Genomic DNA, 16,165 nt, shown 5'->3' on the forward strand with positions numbered 1-16,165 from the left:
TCACAAATCATTAACAAGTGCCCTTGCGGTATGCTGGTCAATGATTAACACATTGGCATATTTTCCTGTTAACGCACCATGGATGGAGGACACTTTTCGGCTTCCGCCGGCCACTAATATAGAGCGTTCCTTCAGCCTCAGATCCTCAAGCTCGACGCCGATGGTCCGGTCATTGATGGCGGTGCTGCAAATCTTCCCTTCCTCGTCAAAGAAACGCGAACAGATATCTCCGACAGCCTGATGTTTCAGCAACGCTTTCTCTTCTTCGTTAAAATAGCCGAGCCGGAATAACAGCGCTTCGTCACGGACTGTTCCCACCGTGAAAAGAGCGATATTCGCCTGCTTGCCCATCTCAATGATCCGCTCGATATGACGGTCTTTCTCCACCATTTTCTTCACATCCGCATTATCAAACACGACGGGAAGCGGAAGATAGCGCGGCATCGTTTGAAAAGCCTCTGCAAACAGCTGAATCGTTTCAGCTGAATAGGTGTTTACCCGGGAATGGCTGATGCCGCCTTTCAGCTGGACGACCTCTACGCCTTTTACCTGCTTTGGCTGCATGTTTTGCGCGATCTGATACATGGTGGTTCCCCAGCTGACGCCGACGATGTCGCCGTCTTTTACCGTTTCATGCATATATTCTGCACCGTAACAGCTCAAGCCATGTGTGATTGCTGCATAGTCCGGTGTCGGAGAAAACACAACGTGCGCTTCGAGAAGCCCGTATTTCTCTTCCAGCATGGAACCGAGCGCATCTAAATCCTCAAAAGGGTCCATCACGCGAATTTGGACAAATCCTTTTTCTTTTGCGTATTGCAGCAATCGGGAAACGGTCGGCCTAGAAATGCTGAGCTGCTCTGCGATTTGCTGCTGACTGTAGTCAGACTGATAATAAAGCCTTGCCGCTTCTATGCTTAATTGTTGTTTTTCCCGATCCATTCCGCACCTCCCTTGGATCAGTTCATGGTGAACCTGCTTTTGATTTGCTTTTATTATACAGGCTGGCAACAGCTTTCATCCACCTGATTTGCAAGAAACTGAAAAACGCTCTGGCACAGATCTGCCCAGAGCTTATTTTTCCCACTTCATATATTGATAAATGCCTTTCATGATGGCGTATATTCCATATAACACAAGCCCGCACGCCAAAAAGATCAGAATCACTCTGCCATGCGGCTGCTGCGCGAGCTCGGCGAGCGCCCCGTCAAAGCCTCTTGTGTCGTCCGGATCAGAGGTGAGAGCGGTTTTTATGAGAAAGAAACCGATGGCTGAGAAAATAATGGCACGGGCGATGTTGCCTGCGCGTCCTGTGTTTTTTGCAATACATATCATTTCTTTGCTCATTTTTGACGTATCGAATTCTCTCATAAAAGAAACCCGAATACCTTTCATGAATTGAACCATCGCAAATAGGATAAAGCCCGCTCCTGTGAGTCCCGTCAGCCACTGGCCAAACGGCTGCGCCAATACATAAGCGGACCACGTCTGTTCTGAAGTGCTGCCGCTTCCATGATCAAAGACAAACCGAAGAGCATTCCAGGCAATCGATGCGTATACGGCGGCGCTGAATAAATTTCCTGTTCTTCGCGACAGGCCCCGTCTTCCCGTGCCATGGCCCTCTGTATCCTTAATCGCACTCAGCACCATCCATATGACATACCCGATGAGTCCAATCCCGATGAAGAAAAGCAGAATCGATCCGTATGGCATGCGTGATAAGGTTTGGAGCGCTCCGCTTGAATCCTTTGCCCCGCTGCCAGCTCCGGCAGCCGTCATCAATGCCAGAATGCCGAGCAAGATAAAAACGCCGCCGAATGTAAAATAACCAAGCCTTCCGAATCGCTGTATCCAAGGCTTGGTTTCCTGTTTTATTTTAGAGATGCACTGGTCCTTCGCATCCATGTGCCCAACCCTCTTTCCGGAAACGTTACTGTATCATTTCCCGAATGAGGAGAATTGAAACAGACTATCCTTCAAGAGAATCGTGTCTTTGCTTTTTGGCCGTATAGGCGGGTGTCGTCCACGCAGCTGCCGCGACAGCCGTAATGCCGCCAGCTAATTTCCCGACGATCATGGCCGCTGCCATTTCTTTCTTCATTCCCGTCACAAAGCCGAGATGGCTGCCGAGCACAAAGGCTGCGCTGACCGCAAACGCGACATTGATAACCTTTCCTCTCGGCGTCATGTCTTTTAATAAGGCGAGCATGGGGATAAGATGTGCCAAAGAAGCAACCATTCCCGCTGTCGCTGCCTGATCTAAGTGTAACAGCCTGCCTAATGTATGGAGCGGCTTCTCAAAAGCTTTTGTGATAAAAGCTGTCAGCGGAAAAGCGCCCGCCAATACAACCGCGATGGTGCCTACGGTTTGTATGCCTGTTTCCATCTTTTCGAGGCCAGGTATTAATACAATGCCTGTCATTGTTTCAATTGAGACAGCAACAAGCCCAATGATCGCAACAATACTGACAGCCTTCCCGAAAACGTGAAATACGCGGATTGTCTTGTCGGTGCAGCGCCAAAGTCCAAAAGCGATAACCGCAGAAAAAAGACTTGGAATCAGAATGTTTTTCAGGATCAATCCCATCTCAAATCCCGCAGCTAACCCGCCTGCGAAGCATCCGATCGGCACAGTGCACAGTCCGATTAAAATGCCTTTTGCAAAATACGGGTGATCCTGCTTTTCAATTATGCCAAGAGCGACGGGAATGGTGAATACGATCGCCGGCCCCATCATCGTCCCCAGAAATACCCATGAAAACAAGCCTGCGTCCGGATCTTTCGCCATTTCTTCTGCCAGCGCATAGCCTCCCATATCAATGGCCAAAATGGTGTTGGCAAAGGAGGAAGGGTCTGCACCAATGGCGGCATAGACCGGAGACACGACGGGTATCAGTATTGCCGCAAGCACTGGCGCCAGCGACACAATCCCGACCATTGACAGCGCAAGCGGCCCCATGGCCTTAAAGCCACCCGCAAACCGCTCGCCAAGCCCCCACCTGTTTCCCAAGCAATAATCGGCTGCTCCCACTAATAAAAAGACTGCCAGAATACATACAACCGCATCATTCACCGTCATGGCCTTTCTCCTTTTTCAAACGTATGATTTGGCTTTATCATATCATCTGAAGGAGGGGATGAAAGGCGGATTCTAATCTAAATGCGATATAAATTCTTTCATGTCAGCGCACTCAATGGCCTCTATGATCTGCGATGCTTTTTGCACATCACTTGGCAGCGCTGATTTTAATTTTTCTTTTACATCTTCTTCAGACAGACCGTTTCCGGGAGCTCCCTTCGGGCAGTCCACCCGCGCTTCACATATGCGTCCATCTGATAAAAACGCCCGAACAATGGTGAAACGGCCTTTCGGAACCGCTTGAGAGGCTGGCTGAATGCGATTGTCATACACACGCTGAATATGACGCATTGCGGCCTGCATATGATTTGGTATTGGCTCGCTGTTGAAATGTTCAGCAATCAGCTTCTGTCCGTGCAGGGCAAGGGCAATGACATATTCAACGCTGAAGCGGCCTTCCTCTCCTGTTTTTGGTGATCTTGCCGTTAATGCAGCATCTCCGCCAGGCGGAAAAACGACTTCAATCCGTTCTGTATTGTCAGCAGAAATGGCTTCCTGAGAGATAAGCTCGCGAATGGCATCTGCCGCGTGGTGCGCCGCAGAACAAAATGGATAGATTTTAAACCATAAACCTGGCTTCACGATTCTCCATGGTTTGCCCCAATGGCTTAACAGCGTGGTTTGAGCCTTATCTAAATCACCGTATAGGCTGAAGAAACCTTTTTCTCCATCCAGTGCCGTACGAGAGCCTCCAACATCAGATTGGGCCAGCTTAACAGCAAGCAAGCCTGATTGAGCTGCCAGCCCTGCGTGCAGCGGTTTCATTTCTGTGCCGAATTGCACCCTCATTCCGGCAGACTGCGTTGCGGCAAAACCGATTGCTTTTTCCATTTCTTCTTGAGTGAGTTCCTCCGCGTACCCTGCAGCACAGGCGGCGGCTATGGCCCCGAGCGTTCCCGTATTGTGCCAGCCTTTTTCATAGTGCGGGCTGCCAATCGACTCCCCAAGCCTTGCCATTACTTCCACACCGACAATATAAGCGCCAAGAAGCCGCTCGTCACTTTCTCGAGCGGCAGCTGAAGCAATGAGTGCCGGCAAAATAACTGCACTCGGATGTCCCCTTACATCGGAATGGACATCATCGAAATCCAGCGCATGGGCGATAAATCCATTGAGCAGCGCAGATTGTAATGGCGCTGCCTTTTTCCCTTGTCCGATAATAGGGACAAGGGGCGTGCCGCCTTCCTCTTCGATCAGATGCAAAAGCTTTTGAATGCCGTTTTCTTCTTTTCCGGCAAATGATGCGGCTGTAAAATCGAGCAATCCCTTTTTGGCTTCACGCATCGCGTCAGTGGCGTTCTCAGGCTGTGATAATCTTACGGCCTCAGCAAGACCTGCTGTCAGTTCTGTTTGGATCATTTGATTGACCCCAGTACAATAACAGCCAGCTCAGCAAAGTAGCTGGATGCAACTTGCAGTGCGTCTTCATCCAATGTAAACGCCGGGTGATGCCACTCCTCTGTACCGTTCGTTCCCATCCACACAAAAAATCCCGGGATCTTCTCTTGATACAGAGCGAAGTCTTCTCCGCCCGGAGATTGCTCCGCATGAACCGTTTGATAGCCAAGCCGGGCCGCAGCTTCTGACGCCGCGTTCAAAAACGTGCCGACATTCTGAACGGACGGCAAATAAGGAAACCACCGGAATTCGGCCTGTGCCCCGTAGCCCGCGGCGATTCCTTCAGCCACTCGTTTCATATGCTCCGGAACGGCCTTTCTCGCTTCTTTTTGGAAGGTGCGAACGGTGCCCTCCATTTCAGCCTGGTCCGGAATCACGTTCCATGAACTGCCTGCCTGTAATCTTGTGATACTGACGACCGCGTTTTGCAGTGAGCTGATGTTGCGGCTGACCACAGATTGCAGACCGCTGACCATTTGGCCTGCCGCTGCTATGGGATCAATGCTGTTATTGGGAATGCCGGCGTGTCCGCCTTTTCCTTTCACAACAATCTCAAACCGGTCAACGCTTGCCATGAGCGGACCTTCCTTTATCCCAATGGTGCCGACAGGCAAATCAGGCTTATTGTGCATGCCAAAAATGGCAGAAACATCATCCAGCACGCCTGCTTCTATGACTTTCCTTGCTCCTGCGGCGATTTCTTCCGCTGGCTGAAAGATAAAGCGGACCGTGCCTTTCAGCTCGTCTCTTCTTTTATTCAGCAAAATGGCCGTGCCGATAATGGAAGCTGTATGAAAGTCATGCCCGCACGCATGCATCGCGCCGTCAATCTTAGAGGCAAACGGCAGGTTCGTTTGTTCTTGGATCGGGAGCGCATCAATGTCCGCTCGTATCGCGATCACAGGTCCGTCTGACTGCCCTTTGATTTCCGCAATTACACCTGTTTCTAATTGAGGAACCTCAAGAATCTCTATATGTTCTTCCTCGAGCCAGCGGCGGATTTTTTTTGTCGTTTCAAACTCTTCAAATGAAAGTTCAGGGTGTGCATGAAGGTCACGCCGCATATTGATTAAACGTGTATGAAACGTTTCTTCGGCCATTCTTCTTCTTCTTCCCTTCTATATAAGCTCTGCAGGCTCTCCCACCTGCTTGATAAATCGTTTCGTCCGTTCGTTTTTCGGATGGTCAAACAGTTCTTCAGGCGTTCCCTGCTCGATAATATGGCCGTCTGCCATAAAAATCACTTTATCGGCAACCTCTCTTGCAAATGCCATTTCGTGGGTGACGATGATCATTGTTGTTTGTTTTTCCGCAATCGATTTGATGACCTGAAGCACACCCGCCACGAGCTCTGGGTCAAGCGCCGAAGTCGGTTCATCCAGCAAAATCGCATGCGGATTGACCGCAAGTGCCCGCGCGATGCCGATTCGCTGCTGCTGGCCGCCGGACATTGTGATCGGGTAGCTGTCAGCTTTATGCTCTAAACCGACCTGCTTCAGAATCTCTATCCCAATGCGGTTCGCTTCATCGCGTGATTTTCTTTGAGCCGTGAGTAAAGCCTCCGTAATGTTTTGCAGGGCGGTTTTATTTTTGAACAGATTGTAATTTTGGAAGACCATGGCCGTTTGCTGACGGAGCTGGTATGCTTCCTTGCGTGTAAACTTTTCCGCGTTCAGCTTGGCTTCTCCAATTTCAATGATGCCTTGATTGGGGCGCTCCAGTAGATTCAAGCACCGAAGAAGCGTTGATTTTCCGGAACCGGACGGACCGATGATCGCTACCACTTCTCCGCGTTTTACTTCAAGGTCGATTCCGTCCAGCACGACCAGATCTTTAAACGCTTTGCGAATATTTTTTACTTTTATCAACTGATTTCACCTCTAAGTCCGGTATGGCTTGCTCATGGCGCGTTCAAACAAGTCCTGCAGGATGCTGTAAATGATTGTAAGAACCCAGTAGACAATCGCAACCGCCAAATAGGTTTCAAAATACTTCAGATTTCCAGATGCATACATCTTACCTTGCGCAAACATCTCCATGACACCCAAAGTAAATGCCAATGAGGTTTCTTTTAGGAGGCCTATAAATGTATTACCCGTTGCCGGTATCGCATTTCTGACTGCTTGCGGAAGGATAATTCGTCTGTAAGCCTGAAGTTTCGGCATACCGACAGACAGGCACGCCTCCAGCTGCCCTTCATCAACAGAGTTAAGGGCGGCGCGGAAGATTTCTGCCAAATAGGCGGCGTTTTTTAAACTTAAACCGATAATGGCAGCTGTGAGAGCTGTCATCTTGCTCATCTCCGGAAACAGCTGCGGCAGCCCGTAATAAATTAAGAACAGCTGCACAAGTGTCGGCACGCCCCGGAAAAATGAGATATACAGCTTTGACAGCTGATGAAGCACTGGAATTTTGTTTTTTGTAATGAGTGCGAGAATAAGTCCTCCGATAATCGCAAAAATCATAGCTGCTACAGCCATAAACAATGTAATCGGAAGGGCCTGAATTAAAGTCGGGAATGCAGAGATCATGAATTCCCAATCAATCGTATTCATTCTGGTGGTTCACCGCCGTTTCTTAATGCTTCTGTTCTGCTGTGATATCTTCGTTAAAATATTTTTCTGAAAGCTTTTTAAGTGTTCCGTCTTTGCGCAGTTCATCGAGCGCTTTATTGACTTTTTTACGGGTCTTGTCGTGCGCGTCATCCTTGGCAAATGGGAATGCGACTTGCTCGTACACAATCGGATCTCCGGCAAGCTTCAACGGCAAGCCTGTTTTCTTAATTTGCGCGATCAGCACACTTCGGCTGTTTACGTAAGCGTCCACACGTCCGTATGCGACATCCTTCAGCGTGCCTTCTTGTGTTTCGTATGTTTTGATATTGATTTTTTTGTCAGGATCTTTGCTTTCAAGATTTTTCGCGTGATTTGAACCTAAAACAGCAGCTACTGTCTTTCCTTTTAAATCGTCTGCTGATTTGATGTCGTTGTTGTCTTTTTTGACGACAATCTGTGTTCCTGCATAAGAGTACGGTTCTGTGAAGTTGTACATTTCCTTGCGTTCATCTGTCACCGCTACCTGATTGGAAATGGTGTCAAGCTTGCCTGTTTGAAGCTCTCCCATCAGACCGCTGAATTCGAGCAGCTTCCAGTCCAGTTTCATGTCGATTTTCTTTGCAACAGCTTCCATTACTTCTACATCAAAACCTGTCAGCTTTCCGTCTTCTTTATAAGCGAACGGGTAGCTCTGTCCGGTCGCACCCACATGAAGTACGTTGTCATCCTCTTTACTGCTGCTGTTTCCATTGCCGCAAGCTGATAGCACGGCTAATAACGCAGCAACTAACAGCACAGTCCATTTTTTCATTTTCATTTGATTTTCCCGCCTTTTATCTTTTATAGGTCATGTCGCAGTTGTTTTTTCATATAGACTGTCATATGTCCTTTGCCCAGATCCTTCTCGCCTGCTCGGACATATCCTTTTCTTTCATACATCTCGATCAGCCACGGGTGCTTATCCGCTGTTCCTAGCGATACAAACGGAACCTTTAACGTATCGCGCAGGATGGTCTGCTCAAGCCATTGAAGCAGCTTTGTCCCGACTCCCTTTTGCCCGGTTTCAGGATCAACAGCGAACCACCAGATATGAGGAACGCCATATGGTCCAGGCTGCTGTCCCCAAGGCATTCGTAAGGAGATGGTCGCGATGATCCGCCCGTCTTCTTCCATGACGTAACAGGCGTTTTTTCGGATATTGTTTAAGACCAGATCCATATCCGCTTGGGCCGCGGCAAAACGAATGCCGAGCTTTCGAATCGGTTCATAGGCGCGCCATGTCAGTTCGAGAAGCTGTTCGGCATCACGTTCAGCTGCGAGGCGATATTGCGTCTTCATCGAGCGTTCCTCCTTACTTCGCATAACGGTTTACCGGTTTTTCTAAACCAAAATGCTCTCTCAATGTTGTGCCTTCATATTCGTTTCTGAACACGCCGCGCTCCTGTAAAATCGGAACCACTTTGTCAACGAACAGTTCAATTCCTTCCGGAAGGAGCGGAGGCATGATATTAAATCCGTCACAAGCTTTATGATCCACCCATTCCTGCATCTTGTCGGCAAGCTGTTCCGGCGTTCCGACAAAAATGTGATGGCCTCTGGAGCCTGCAACGTATTTGTAAAGCTCACGTATTGTCATATTGTCTCGTTCAGCCATTTCTTGAACAAGCTTAAATCGGCTCTTCACCGCGTTTGATGCATCCGCGTCAAGCTTTGGCAGCGGCCCGTCAAGCGGATATGCAGACAAATCAATTCCGCCTAAATAATTCTGAAGGATTTGCAGACCGACAGATGGAATGATTAAATCTTGAAGCTCTTGATATTTAGCCCGCGCCTCTTCTTCAGTGTCTGCGATGACCGGAAAAATGCCCGGCATGATCGCGATCTTCTCAGGATCGCGGCCAAACTCGGCTGCCTGCTTTTTAATTGATTGATAAAATTCCTGTGCCGATTCTAAATGGTTTTGCGCCGTAAAAATCACTTCAGCCGTTTTGGCAGCCAGCGCTTTCCCATCCCCTGATGAGCCCGCCTGAATAATGACCGGCTGGCCCTGCGGCGTTCTTGAAACGTTCAGAGGCCCGCGGACTGAGAAATAATCTCCTTTGTGGTTGAGCTCGTGCATTTTTTCTTTATCGAAGAATTCACCTGTTTCTTTATTGCGGATAAAGGCGTCCTCTTCCCATGAATCCCAAAGCCCCTTTACGGCCTCGACAAATTCTTCTGCCCGCTGATAGCGCAAGTGGTGTTCGAGATGCTTTTCCCCGCTGAAATTCAGCGCTGTTGACTCAATGGATGAGGTCACGACATTCCATCCGGCACGGCCGTTGGACAGGTGATCCAGTGAGGCGAACTGTCTGGCAATGTGAAACGGCTCGCTATAAGTAGTAGAAGCTGTCGCTGTCAGGCCAATTCTTGAAGTCACCTGCGCCAAAGCTGAGAGCAAAGTAAATGGCTCAAACCTTGTAAGCACATTCGGATGAGATTTGCTGTCGATTGACAGGCTGTCTGCTAAAAACAGCATATCCAGCTTGCCCCGCTCCGCTGTTCTCGCCAGCTCTTTAAAATAATCCAAGTTCATACTCGCATCCGCAGGCGCGTCCGGATGCCGCCAAGACGCAACATGATGTCCGGTCCCCGCAAGAAAAACTCCTAATTTGATTTGCTTCTTTTTGCTTGTCATGACGTTACTCCTTTTATAATGTTTTTTAGGCTGAAAAGTCCGAAAAATAAACTCCTATATTCCTAGTCGTTTAATATGAATAAATCAAAATGTACATTTGTATTGCGAGTTTGTCAATGAGTTGAGATTAATTTTTTCTATTTAAGCTGAAAAGACCCTTGCGTAACCATAATGGAACGGCATTGGTTCATTCAACTAGTGCAATAACCTCTATATCGGCAAGAAAACTGAATCTGATGAAGCAAAGACTAAGTTTTTATATAAGATTTCGCCATTTCCTTGCCTTTGCTTTCGCTTTTAGCAAACTGCCTATCCATTCAGACGCCGTAACGATCGTATAAAAAAACAGCTGACTCCGGATTCAAACCGGAATCAGCTGATTGATGTGAATTAATTAAGCTCGTGAATACTTTCTTCTGCTTTAGCGGAAAACACTTTAGGCTCCAAACAGTCAAGGTCTTCATGAAATAAATTTACTTTTTGGATTTGCCGATTGTCATAGTGGTGGAAATAGTAGTTTCCCGTGTCGTTACACATCACGGAAGTATATTGCGTATAATGAATTTCGTCTTTTTCCGTTATCACTGCGCCCTTGGGTATCGTCATATTTGCCAAAATTTGAAGAGCGGCTGTTACACCTTTCGTTTCATCGGCCGCCGGCTCTAGGTGTTCTTTCAAATACACAGCTCTGACAAACCGGGAAGGCGGTGTATAGTCCCCCGGCAGGCCTACAGTTCCTAAGCCTTGGCCAAAAGCGGAAAGGGCTAATCCGCCCATCTCTTTGCTCTCTAATTGCTTCGGTCTGATTCCTGTATATTGCTGCAGATTGGTTACATGCCAAATAAAGTCGGGGCTGTTCGTCATGACACCAGGCTGATTGTCATAGACTTTGAGGCCATCTGCTCTCGGTTCTATCGTCAGGCTGCGTCCCGTCCGGTCTGACAATATCCAGTGAAGCGGTAAAACCGTATCCAATAGATCTAATTTTTTCTCTACAATCGTTAAAGATCGAATCTTTTCTTTCACGTCATCCAAAGACTGACAGACTGACAGCGCCCATGTCACAAACTCATGCGGGGCAATGTGTACGGTGTCTTCCCGTATCGTTTTTTCGTACTCCGCATAGCCCGGAAAATAAAGTGCAGCACACGATAAACCGTTTTCATTAACGCCGTCTGCAAATAAAATATTACCAAGTTTTCTCCCCATACCGATAAAAGCGTACTGTGTCTGATGGGCCTTTCCGTCAGCTTCACTACTCCAACTGTAACGGCGCGGATAGAGAATCACCTCTGTCCCCAGCTGAAATGCAAAATCCATTGTTCTCGCTAATACATGTTTACGGTCAGCAGTTTCCAATGTAAGACTTGTGCACATCTGATCAGTCCCCTTTTCAATTCAGATTAATATCATACATATTGTGAACGAATTGGTTTTATCAGCATAACGAAAGTCAAATCAATTCGTCAAAGAATTGACATTATATCAATAAAACGAAAAAATCCAGCCTTTAAAAGGCTGGATTTTTTATTTAGCCAAAACAAGCTCGTGAATCGCATGCGCAACGCCATGTTCATTATTGGAGCGCGTTTGAAAGTTTGCGGCCTCAAGCACTTCCGGAATGGCGTTTGCCATGGCAACGCCGCAGCCGGCCCATTCGATCATTGTCAGATCGTTGCCGTTGTCGCCTATGCTCATGACTTCAGCCTGCTCGATTCCGAGCAGATTCGCCAGCTGACGCACAGCGTTTCCTTTGCTTGCTTCCGGATGCAGAATTTCGTAAAAGAAAGGAGCGCTTCTGACCATCGTATACTTTTCTCTCACGTCTTTCGGTATCGATGTAATGACGCGGCTTAAGTGCTCTGGTTTATCAATAAACATCACTTTCGGAATGAGAATGTCTTTAGGCATCTCCTCAATCTTGCGGTAATGAAGCGGCACCTGTGTCACGTACGACTCATATACGGTAAATTCGCTGATATCACGGTTAGGCGTATACAGGTTGGCTGAGTCGAAGAAGTGCATCGGTGTCTTCAGCTCTAAGCTCAGATCATATAATGATGCCAAATCATCATATCCTAGAGACAATTCCGTCACCACTTCTTTTGTATGCGTATTTTGAACAAGCGCCCCATTATAGGCAATGACATAGTCGCCTTCCTCAATTAAATTGAGTTCATCTAAGTATCTCCTAACACCTCCGATAGGCCGGCCGGTGCAAAGGACTATTTTTACCCCTTCCGCTTTTGCGGCATGCAGTGCGTCGCGGACTTCCGCCGTCACTTCATGATGATCATTTAAAAGTGTTCCGTCCATATCAATTGCTATTAATTTGTACATCCTGCATCTCCTTCGTGTCGTTTTCAGGCTATAGTCCCATCATATCGTTTTTTCTTTTTGATATTCAACTGAAAGCGATGATTTTCTCCTGTTTCTGTTTAGACGTCTGCCTTGTCTCCGTATCCGCGTGCGCGGCTTTCGCTTTGGTTCTGCACCCTTTTCGCCGCTTTCTGCTTGTTTCTGTTTCATCAGCAGGAAGCCGGCAGCTAAAAATGGAATACCCGTGATATTTAAGATTGCAAGCTTCACACCCGCCGCCGTCAAAAAATATGCCCATGAAGATGAAGGATTCCGTCTGATCATCACATAAGCAGCCATTTCCAGAACAATCATGACCGCATGAAGCACTAAACAATAGATAAGCAATGCAATCACAAAAAACAGAACATAATTCACCATGGCGCCCGAGTACATCATAGAACGCAGCATTTGCATAAACGATAACGACTGCATTGTTCCGTTTATGACATTCGGATTGTAGATCGTATAGTCACTAAATACATGTTTGATTTTGAGAAAAGCCCATAATACCAACAACCACTGAATGATATGTAAAATAAGGCCTGTTAACACCAGTCTTTCCGCTTTTTTATTTCTCATGTTTCTCCTCCTTGCCTGCCTTTGGCTCGATTCTTGTCATCGTTTTTTCCTGACCATTTTGCTCCCATATCAACGTCCCGTCTTTCCCTCTTTTCAGTTTGCTTTTGAGCGGATAATAGGAGCCAAGGTACTGGATCTCAATGGAACCGTCAGCGCTTTGAGATATCACCTTGTATTCCATAAAGGGCAACTGCACCTCTCCTCTCCCTTCAATCACCTCCGTCTCCAGCACCTTGTCTTTGGTAAATGTGACCGTTGCTGATTTCACGCCATCCATGGGACCGGGGATAATGCCCTCATCCCAAGTTCCGTAATAAAACGGCGTCTCGTCTTTTGGCTTTTGGCAGCCCGAAATGATGAGACATACAGCAGACAGGAACACAATAACAGGTCCTTTTCTGCTCAGCGTCATCACCGTCCTTTCTTACTTTTTTAGGCGAATGCCGTGGCACTGTGCCAATGACTACATAGATTATAAGGAATTCACCCACATTTCTTTTTAAGGAGATTGATTACATGAACCCTTATCAATATTACAGCCCGCAGCTCCCTCAGCAGGAACCCTACTATAGCCAATATGAATACAATCCATATCCGCAGCAGGATGTATACCAGCCATACCAGACGGACAGACAGCCGGCATTGGAAAGAAGAATCGCTGCTCTTGAACGGCAAAACGAACAGCAGACAAGAGAATTAACCCGTCTGTCGAATGAGGATCGCCGTCAAAACCGGGAAATTGCAAGATTGGCCGATCAGGTCAATCAGCTAAGCCAGACTGTTGAACGCCATACACGCCGCTTAAATCGTCTCAATCAGCGCCTCCGCGCCGTAGAAAACAGATTAAACATCCCATTTACTGCGGGCGAAGGCGGTTTCTGAAGCAAGAAAAGAAAAAAGCGGAATACGATTCTCCAGATTTCGGAGTTTCGTTTTCCGCTATTCTTATGTGCAGAGCGGGACATTTACATAAAAAGGGTTTTTACAAGTATACAATCTTTGCCGATTTCATTCAAAGATAGAGGGGGTAAGGAAAATAATTGTAGTTCCCCTTTTGCAGAATTTCTTTTGGTTAGGGTCGCATGATAATACCGACAAATGTCAATTGAACATACGGAGGGGTCATTTATGCACAATACGCAACACAGCCTGCAGCAGCTGAACCAGTGCCGCCAGACAGCTCAGCAGCTTATTCAGCAAACACAGCAAAGCAGCAACCAATATCGTCAAATGCTTCATCAGGAGCAGCAAAACATTCAAATGCTGCAACAGATTCTAAACCACGAACAACAAGCTGCACATACCATTCAGCAAGCGCTGCACGGACACGACATGGCCATTCAAAAGTGCCAGCAGGTTGTCAACATGTGCAACCAAATGCAACAAGAAATCACTGGACAATCAAGCGTGATGAATACGAATGTGTCTACACTTCCATTCGGCCAAAACACACCATTCCAGCAGCATACCTATCAGCAGTAGCATATAAAAAGCTCAACACAATGTTTAGTGTTGAGCTTTTTTCTTACCGTTCTTTGCGAATATGTATATCTTGAATAGACTGTTTCGGCGCATGAAATCTGCTCTCGGCCTCACTTCTTGCCTCAGCAAAGGCCCGTGCCTCCACATTGTCTTTGTAGACATCCAGCTGAATCAGATACAGCGGACGCACTTTAAAACCGTGAATAATCGTCACAGCCCACAACGGGAGCACAATAAGCAATCCGGGCGGATCAGGCAGCACGAAAGCAAACGCAAATACGAAAAAATAAATGATTCCGTACATGATCCACTTTTTATTTCTAACCTTGATGCCAATAAATAAAAAGGCAAAAAAACTGGTAATGGCAAAAGGCATGAAAATAAACAGCATCCACCAGCTATGAAGCCATTCCCATGCGGCACCTCTTTTTGTGATTTCCATATTTTCCTCCTCCTATTTACCTATAATAATCGATTAAGAATACCGCGTCACTTGTATAACAAAAACTTTCTCCTATTAAAATAGTGATAGACGGGGCACAGGTTTCTTGCTATATTATTAATTGATAATGATAATCATTACTAATGGATCAAAATACATATTGGAGGGTTCTTGATGAAAAAGAACACATTGCTCGTGGGCATGCTGGTGCTGCTCCTCATGTTTGTCAGTGCTTGCAGCGGCACGGCTTCGAAAGGAAGCTCAGGTGATTCAGCTTCCGAAAAGACAGAAATGAGAACATACAAATCAACAAAAGGGAACGTCAACATTCCTGCACATCCGAAACGCATCGTCACTGATTTTTATGCCGGGGAATTGCTGTCTGTCGGGGCAAATGTGGTCGGCTCGGGCTCATGGTCATTTGATAATCCATTTTTAAAATCAAAGCTGAAAGATGTAAAGGATGTCGGTGATCCGATCAGCGTTGAGAAAGTCATGGAGCTTCAGCCTGACTTAATTGTTGTCATGAATGAAGAGAATGTCGATAAATTAAAGAAAATCGCTCCAACCGTTGTCGTTCCTTATAACACCGCGAAAAACGTCGAAGATACCGTTGCAATGTTCGGAGATATTGCGGGTGCCAAGGATAAAGCAAAAGCATTTATGGCTGACTTTAACAAAAAAGCGGAAGCAGCCAAAAAGAAAATAGCCGGCGTCATCGACAAAGATGCGACCTTCGGCATTTATGAAAACACGGACAAGGGCGAATTCTGGGTCTTCAATGACAATGGCGGACGCGGCGGCCAAGCTGTATACAATGCGCTTGGGTTAAAAGCGCCTGAAAAAATTGAACAAGATGTCATCAAAAAAGGAGAGATGAAACAGCTCTCTCAAGAGGTCATTCCTGAGTATGCCGCAGATTATATGTTCATTACGGACTACAATCCGAAAGGCGAAAGCAAAACACTCGACAAGCTGGAGGACTCCTCCATTTGGAAAAACCTAGACGCTGTGAAACATAATCGCGTGTTTATCAATGACTTTGACACGTTCTACCCGTACGATCCGATTTCTGTCAGCAAACAGGTGGATATCATCACCGACATGCTGATCAAACGGGCCGAAGAAAATAAAAAATAAAGAAAATGGCACAGTTATGACACTGTGCCGTTTTTTATGATTCACTTTAATGCTGACTGTACGGAGTGCGGCATATCTTCAAACCTGACTTCTTCCCAAGTCTCGACATACTTTCCTTTTGCCTTCACCTTCAAATACGCGTTCTTCCGAAGGTCTTTACCGGCGAAAAAGGTCACTTCTTCTTTTTTTCCGGATGCATGATATCCGTCTAATGTATACTCAGTACCGCCTGGGCTAAGATGTTTGCCATCTCGATCAATCTGCACATAGACATCTTGCTGGTGAATAAACGGATTAAATCTGTCTGTAACATCGTTATGAAAAAAGAGAAGCCCGCATAATACGGCAGCAGCCGCCAAGACGGCCAGGATTGCCATTGCTTTTTTCATCTT

The 16,165-nt window shown here is 46.8% G+C and carries 19 protein-coding genes and 1 pseudogene; 3 read left to right on the forward strand and 17 right to left on the reverse strand.

Annotation, left to right across the window (positions count from 1 at the left end; translation table 11 throughout):
- From deoR to NSS75_RS21300, 15 genes and pseudogenes are all read right to left on the reverse strand, one after another.
- Entirely contained in the window at positions 1-942 is a 942-nt protein-coding gene (gene deoR, locus NSS75_RS21230; protein WP_339234972.1) for a DNA-binding transcriptional repressor DeoR, read from the reverse strand.
- Positions 943-1,074: 132 nt separating this feature from the next.
- Entirely contained in the window at positions 1,075-1,905 is an 831-nt protein-coding gene (locus tag NSS75_RS21235; RefSeq protein WP_268496388.1) for a DUF1206 domain-containing protein, read from the reverse strand.
- Between the two features lie 64 nt (positions 1,906-1,969).
- Positions 1,970-3,079, reverse strand: coding sequence for an ethanolamine utilization protein EutH (gene eutH, locus NSS75_RS21240; RefSeq protein ID WP_339234977.1), 1,110 nt, complete (start codon positions 3,077-3,079; stop codon positions 1,970-1,972).
- Positions 3,080-3,151: 72 nt separating this feature from the next.
- A complete protein-coding gene (locus NSS75_RS21245) occupies positions 3,152-4,498 on the reverse strand; it encodes an MmgE/PrpD family protein (RefSeq protein ID WP_339234980.1) in 1,347 nt (448 codons plus the stop codon).
- A complete protein-coding gene (locus NSS75_RS21250; RefSeq protein WP_326230192.1) occupies positions 4,495-5,637 on the reverse strand; it encodes a M20 peptidase aminoacylase family protein in 1,143 nt (380 codons plus the stop codon). The genes NSS75_RS21245 and NSS75_RS21250 overlap by 4 nt, the downstream gene beginning before the upstream one ends.
- Positions 5,638-5,655: 18 nt before the next feature.
- Positions 5,656-6,405, reverse strand: a complete 750-nt coding sequence (locus tag NSS75_RS21255) for an amino acid ABC transporter ATP-binding protein (protein WP_339234989.1) — start codon at positions 6,403-6,405, stop codon at positions 5,656-5,658.
- A gap of 12 nt (positions 6,406-6,417) precedes the next feature.
- Positions 6,418-7,092, reverse strand: coding sequence for an amino acid ABC transporter permease (locus NSS75_RS21260; protein WP_105991051.1), 675 nt, complete (start codon positions 7,090-7,092; stop codon positions 6,418-6,420).
- A gap of 22 nt (positions 7,093-7,114) precedes the next feature.
- Positions 7,115-7,909 (reverse strand): amino acid ABC transporter substrate-binding protein, encoded by a 795-nt coding sequence (locus tag NSS75_RS21265; RefSeq protein WP_024123424.1) that lies wholly within the window; start codon positions 7,907-7,909, stop codon positions 7,115-7,117.
- A 23-nt stretch (positions 7,910-7,932) separates the two neighbouring features.
- Positions 7,933-8,430 carry a GNAT family N-acetyltransferase gene (locus NSS75_RS21270; RefSeq protein WP_339234997.1) on the reverse strand — a complete coding sequence of 166 codons (498 nt, stop codon included), beginning with the start codon at positions 8,428-8,430 and terminating at the stop codon, positions 7,933-7,935.
- Between the two features lie 13 nt (positions 8,431-8,443).
- Positions 8,444-9,769 (reverse strand): LLM class flavin-dependent oxidoreductase, encoded by a 1,326-nt coding sequence (locus tag NSS75_RS21275; protein ID WP_024123426.1) that lies wholly within the window; start codon positions 9,767-9,769, stop codon positions 8,444-8,446.
- Between the two features lie 187 nt (positions 9,770-9,956).
- Positions 9,957-10,164, reverse strand: a pseudogene (locus tag NSS75_RS21280) (hypothetical protein).
- On the reverse strand, positions 10,160-11,146 hold the full coding sequence (yxeI, locus tag NSS75_RS21285) for a penicillin V amidase (RefSeq protein ID WP_024123427.1): 987 nt from the start codon (positions 11,144-11,146) through the stop codon (positions 10,160-10,162). Before yxeI ends, NSS75_RS21280 begins: the two are co-directional and overlap by 5 nt.
- A gap of 150 nt (positions 11,147-11,296) precedes the next feature.
- Entirely contained in the window at positions 11,297-12,109 is an 813-nt protein-coding gene (gene yidA, locus NSS75_RS21290) for a sugar-phosphatase (RefSeq protein WP_106019826.1), read from the reverse strand.
- Positions 12,110-12,148: 39 nt separating this feature from the next.
- Positions 12,149-12,709 (reverse strand): hypothetical protein, encoded by a 561-nt coding sequence (locus NSS75_RS21295; RefSeq protein WP_101859701.1) that lies wholly within the window; start codon positions 12,707-12,709, stop codon positions 12,149-12,151.
- Positions 12,699-13,121, reverse strand: coding sequence for a DUF3255 family protein (locus NSS75_RS21300; RefSeq protein ID WP_038954322.1), 423 nt, complete (start codon positions 13,119-13,121; stop codon positions 12,699-12,701). Before NSS75_RS21300 ends, NSS75_RS21295 begins: the two co-directional genes overlap by 11 nt.
- Positions 13,122-13,225: 104 nt before the next feature.
- Between NSS75_RS21300 and cotNE the strand changes: the two genes are divergently transcribed.
- The gene (gene cotNE, locus NSS75_RS21305; protein ID WP_024123431.1) at positions 13,226-13,591 is read left to right on the forward strand and encodes an inner spore coat protein CotNE; all 366 of its coding nucleotides are present in this window, start codon (positions 13,226-13,228) and stop codon (positions 13,589-13,591) included.
- A gap of 246 nt (positions 13,592-13,837) precedes the next feature.
- Entirely contained in the window at positions 13,838-14,191 is a 354-nt protein-coding gene (locus NSS75_RS21310) for a hypothetical protein (protein ID WP_103672015.1), read from the forward strand.
- Positions 14,192-14,234: 43 nt separating this feature from the next.
- Here the strand turns inward: NSS75_RS21310 and NSS75_RS21315 are convergent, their stop codons facing one another.
- Positions 14,235-14,633 (reverse strand): hypothetical protein, encoded by a 399-nt coding sequence (locus tag NSS75_RS21315; protein WP_024123433.1) that lies wholly within the window; start codon positions 14,631-14,633, stop codon positions 14,235-14,237.
- Positions 14,634-14,807: 174 nt separating this feature from the next.
- On the opposite strand from NSS75_RS21315, the gene NSS75_RS21320 reads away from it, so the two are divergent.
- A complete protein-coding gene (locus NSS75_RS21320) occupies positions 14,808-15,773 on the forward strand; it encodes an iron-hydroxamate ABC transporter substrate-binding protein (protein WP_103672017.1) in 966 nt (321 codons plus the stop codon).
- Positions 15,774-15,814: 41 nt separating this feature from the next.
- On the opposite strand, the gene NSS75_RS21325 is transcribed toward NSS75_RS21320, so the two are convergent.
- Positions 15,815-16,162 (reverse strand): YxeA family protein, encoded by a 348-nt coding sequence (locus NSS75_RS21325; RefSeq protein WP_339235008.1) that lies wholly within the window; start codon positions 16,160-16,162, stop codon positions 15,815-15,817.
- Positions 16,163-16,165: the final 3 nt, after the last annotated feature.

The sequence above is a fragment of the Bacillus sp. FSL K6-1012 genome, assembly GCF_037964915.1.
In the GTDB taxonomy this organism is placed as follows: Bacteria; Bacillota; Bacilli; order Bacillales; family Bacillaceae; genus Bacillus; species Bacillus halotolerans.

What these genes read in the sequence shown, in the direction of transcription:
- deoR (WP_339234972.1), bottom strand. Translation starts at nt 942, where the DNA reads ATGGATCGGGAAAAACAACAATTAAGCATAGAAGCGGCAAGGCTTTAT.
- NSS75_RS21235 (WP_268496388.1), bottom strand. Translation starts at nt 1,905, where the DNA reads ATGGATGCGAAGGACCAGTGCATCTCTAAAATAAAACAGGAAACCAAG.
- eutH (WP_339234977.1), bottom strand. Translation starts at nt 3,079, where the DNA reads ATGACGGTGAATGATGCGGTTGTATGTATTCTGGCAGTCTTTTTATTA.
- NSS75_RS21245 (WP_339234980.1), bottom strand. Translation starts at nt 4,498, where the DNA reads ATGATCCAAACAGAACTGACAGCAGGTCTTGCTGAGGCCGTAAGATTA.
- NSS75_RS21250 (WP_326230192.1), bottom strand. Translation starts at nt 5,637, where the DNA reads ATGGCCGAAGAAACGTTTCATACACGTTTAATCAATATGCGGCGTGAC.
- NSS75_RS21260 (WP_105991051.1), bottom strand. Translation starts at nt 7,092, where the DNA reads ATGAATACGATTGATTGGGAATTCATGATCTCTGCATTCCCGACTTTA.
- NSS75_RS21265 (WP_024123424.1), bottom strand. Translation starts at nt 7,909, where the DNA reads ATGAAAATGAAAAAATGGACTGTGCTGTTAGTTGCTGCGTTATTAGCC.
- NSS75_RS21270 (WP_339234997.1), bottom strand. Translation starts at nt 8,430, where the DNA reads ATGAAGACGCAATATCGCCTCGCAGCTGAACGTGATGCCGAACAGCTT.
- NSS75_RS21275 (WP_024123426.1), bottom strand. Translation starts at nt 9,769, where the DNA reads ATGACAAGCAAAAAGAAGCAAATCAAATTAGGAGTTTTTCTTGCGGGG.
- yxeI (WP_024123427.1), bottom strand. Translation starts at nt 11,146, where the DNA reads ATGTGCACAAGTCTTACATTGGAAACTGCTGACCGTAAACATGTATTA.
- yidA (WP_106019826.1), bottom strand. Translation starts at nt 12,109, where the DNA reads ATGTACAAATTAATAGCAATTGATATGGACGGAACACTTTTAAATGAT.
- NSS75_RS21295 (WP_101859701.1), bottom strand. Translation starts at nt 12,709, where the DNA reads ATGAGAAATAAAAAAGCGGAAAGACTGGTGTTAACAGGCCTTATTTTA.
- NSS75_RS21300 (WP_038954322.1), bottom strand. Translation starts at nt 13,121, where the DNA reads ATGACGCTGAGCAGAAAAGGACCTGTTATTGTGTTCCTGTCTGCTGTA.
- cotNE (WP_024123431.1), top strand. Translation starts at nt 13,226, where the DNA reads ATGAACCCTTATCAATATTACAGCCCGCAGCTCCCTCAGCAGGAACCC.
- NSS75_RS21310 (WP_103672015.1), top strand. Translation starts at nt 13,838, where the DNA reads ATGCACAATACGCAACACAGCCTGCAGCAGCTGAACCAGTGCCGCCAG.
- NSS75_RS21315 (WP_024123433.1), bottom strand. Translation starts at nt 14,633, where the DNA reads ATGGAAATCACAAAAAGAGGTGCCGCATGGGAATGGCTTCATAGCTGG.
- NSS75_RS21320 (WP_103672017.1), top strand. Translation starts at nt 14,808, where the DNA reads ATGAAAAAGAACACATTGCTCGTGGGCATGCTGGTGCTGCTCCTCATG.
- NSS75_RS21325 (WP_339235008.1), bottom strand. Translation starts at nt 16,162, where the DNA reads ATGAAAAAAGCAATGGCAATCCTGGCCGTCTTGGCGGCTGCTGCCGTA.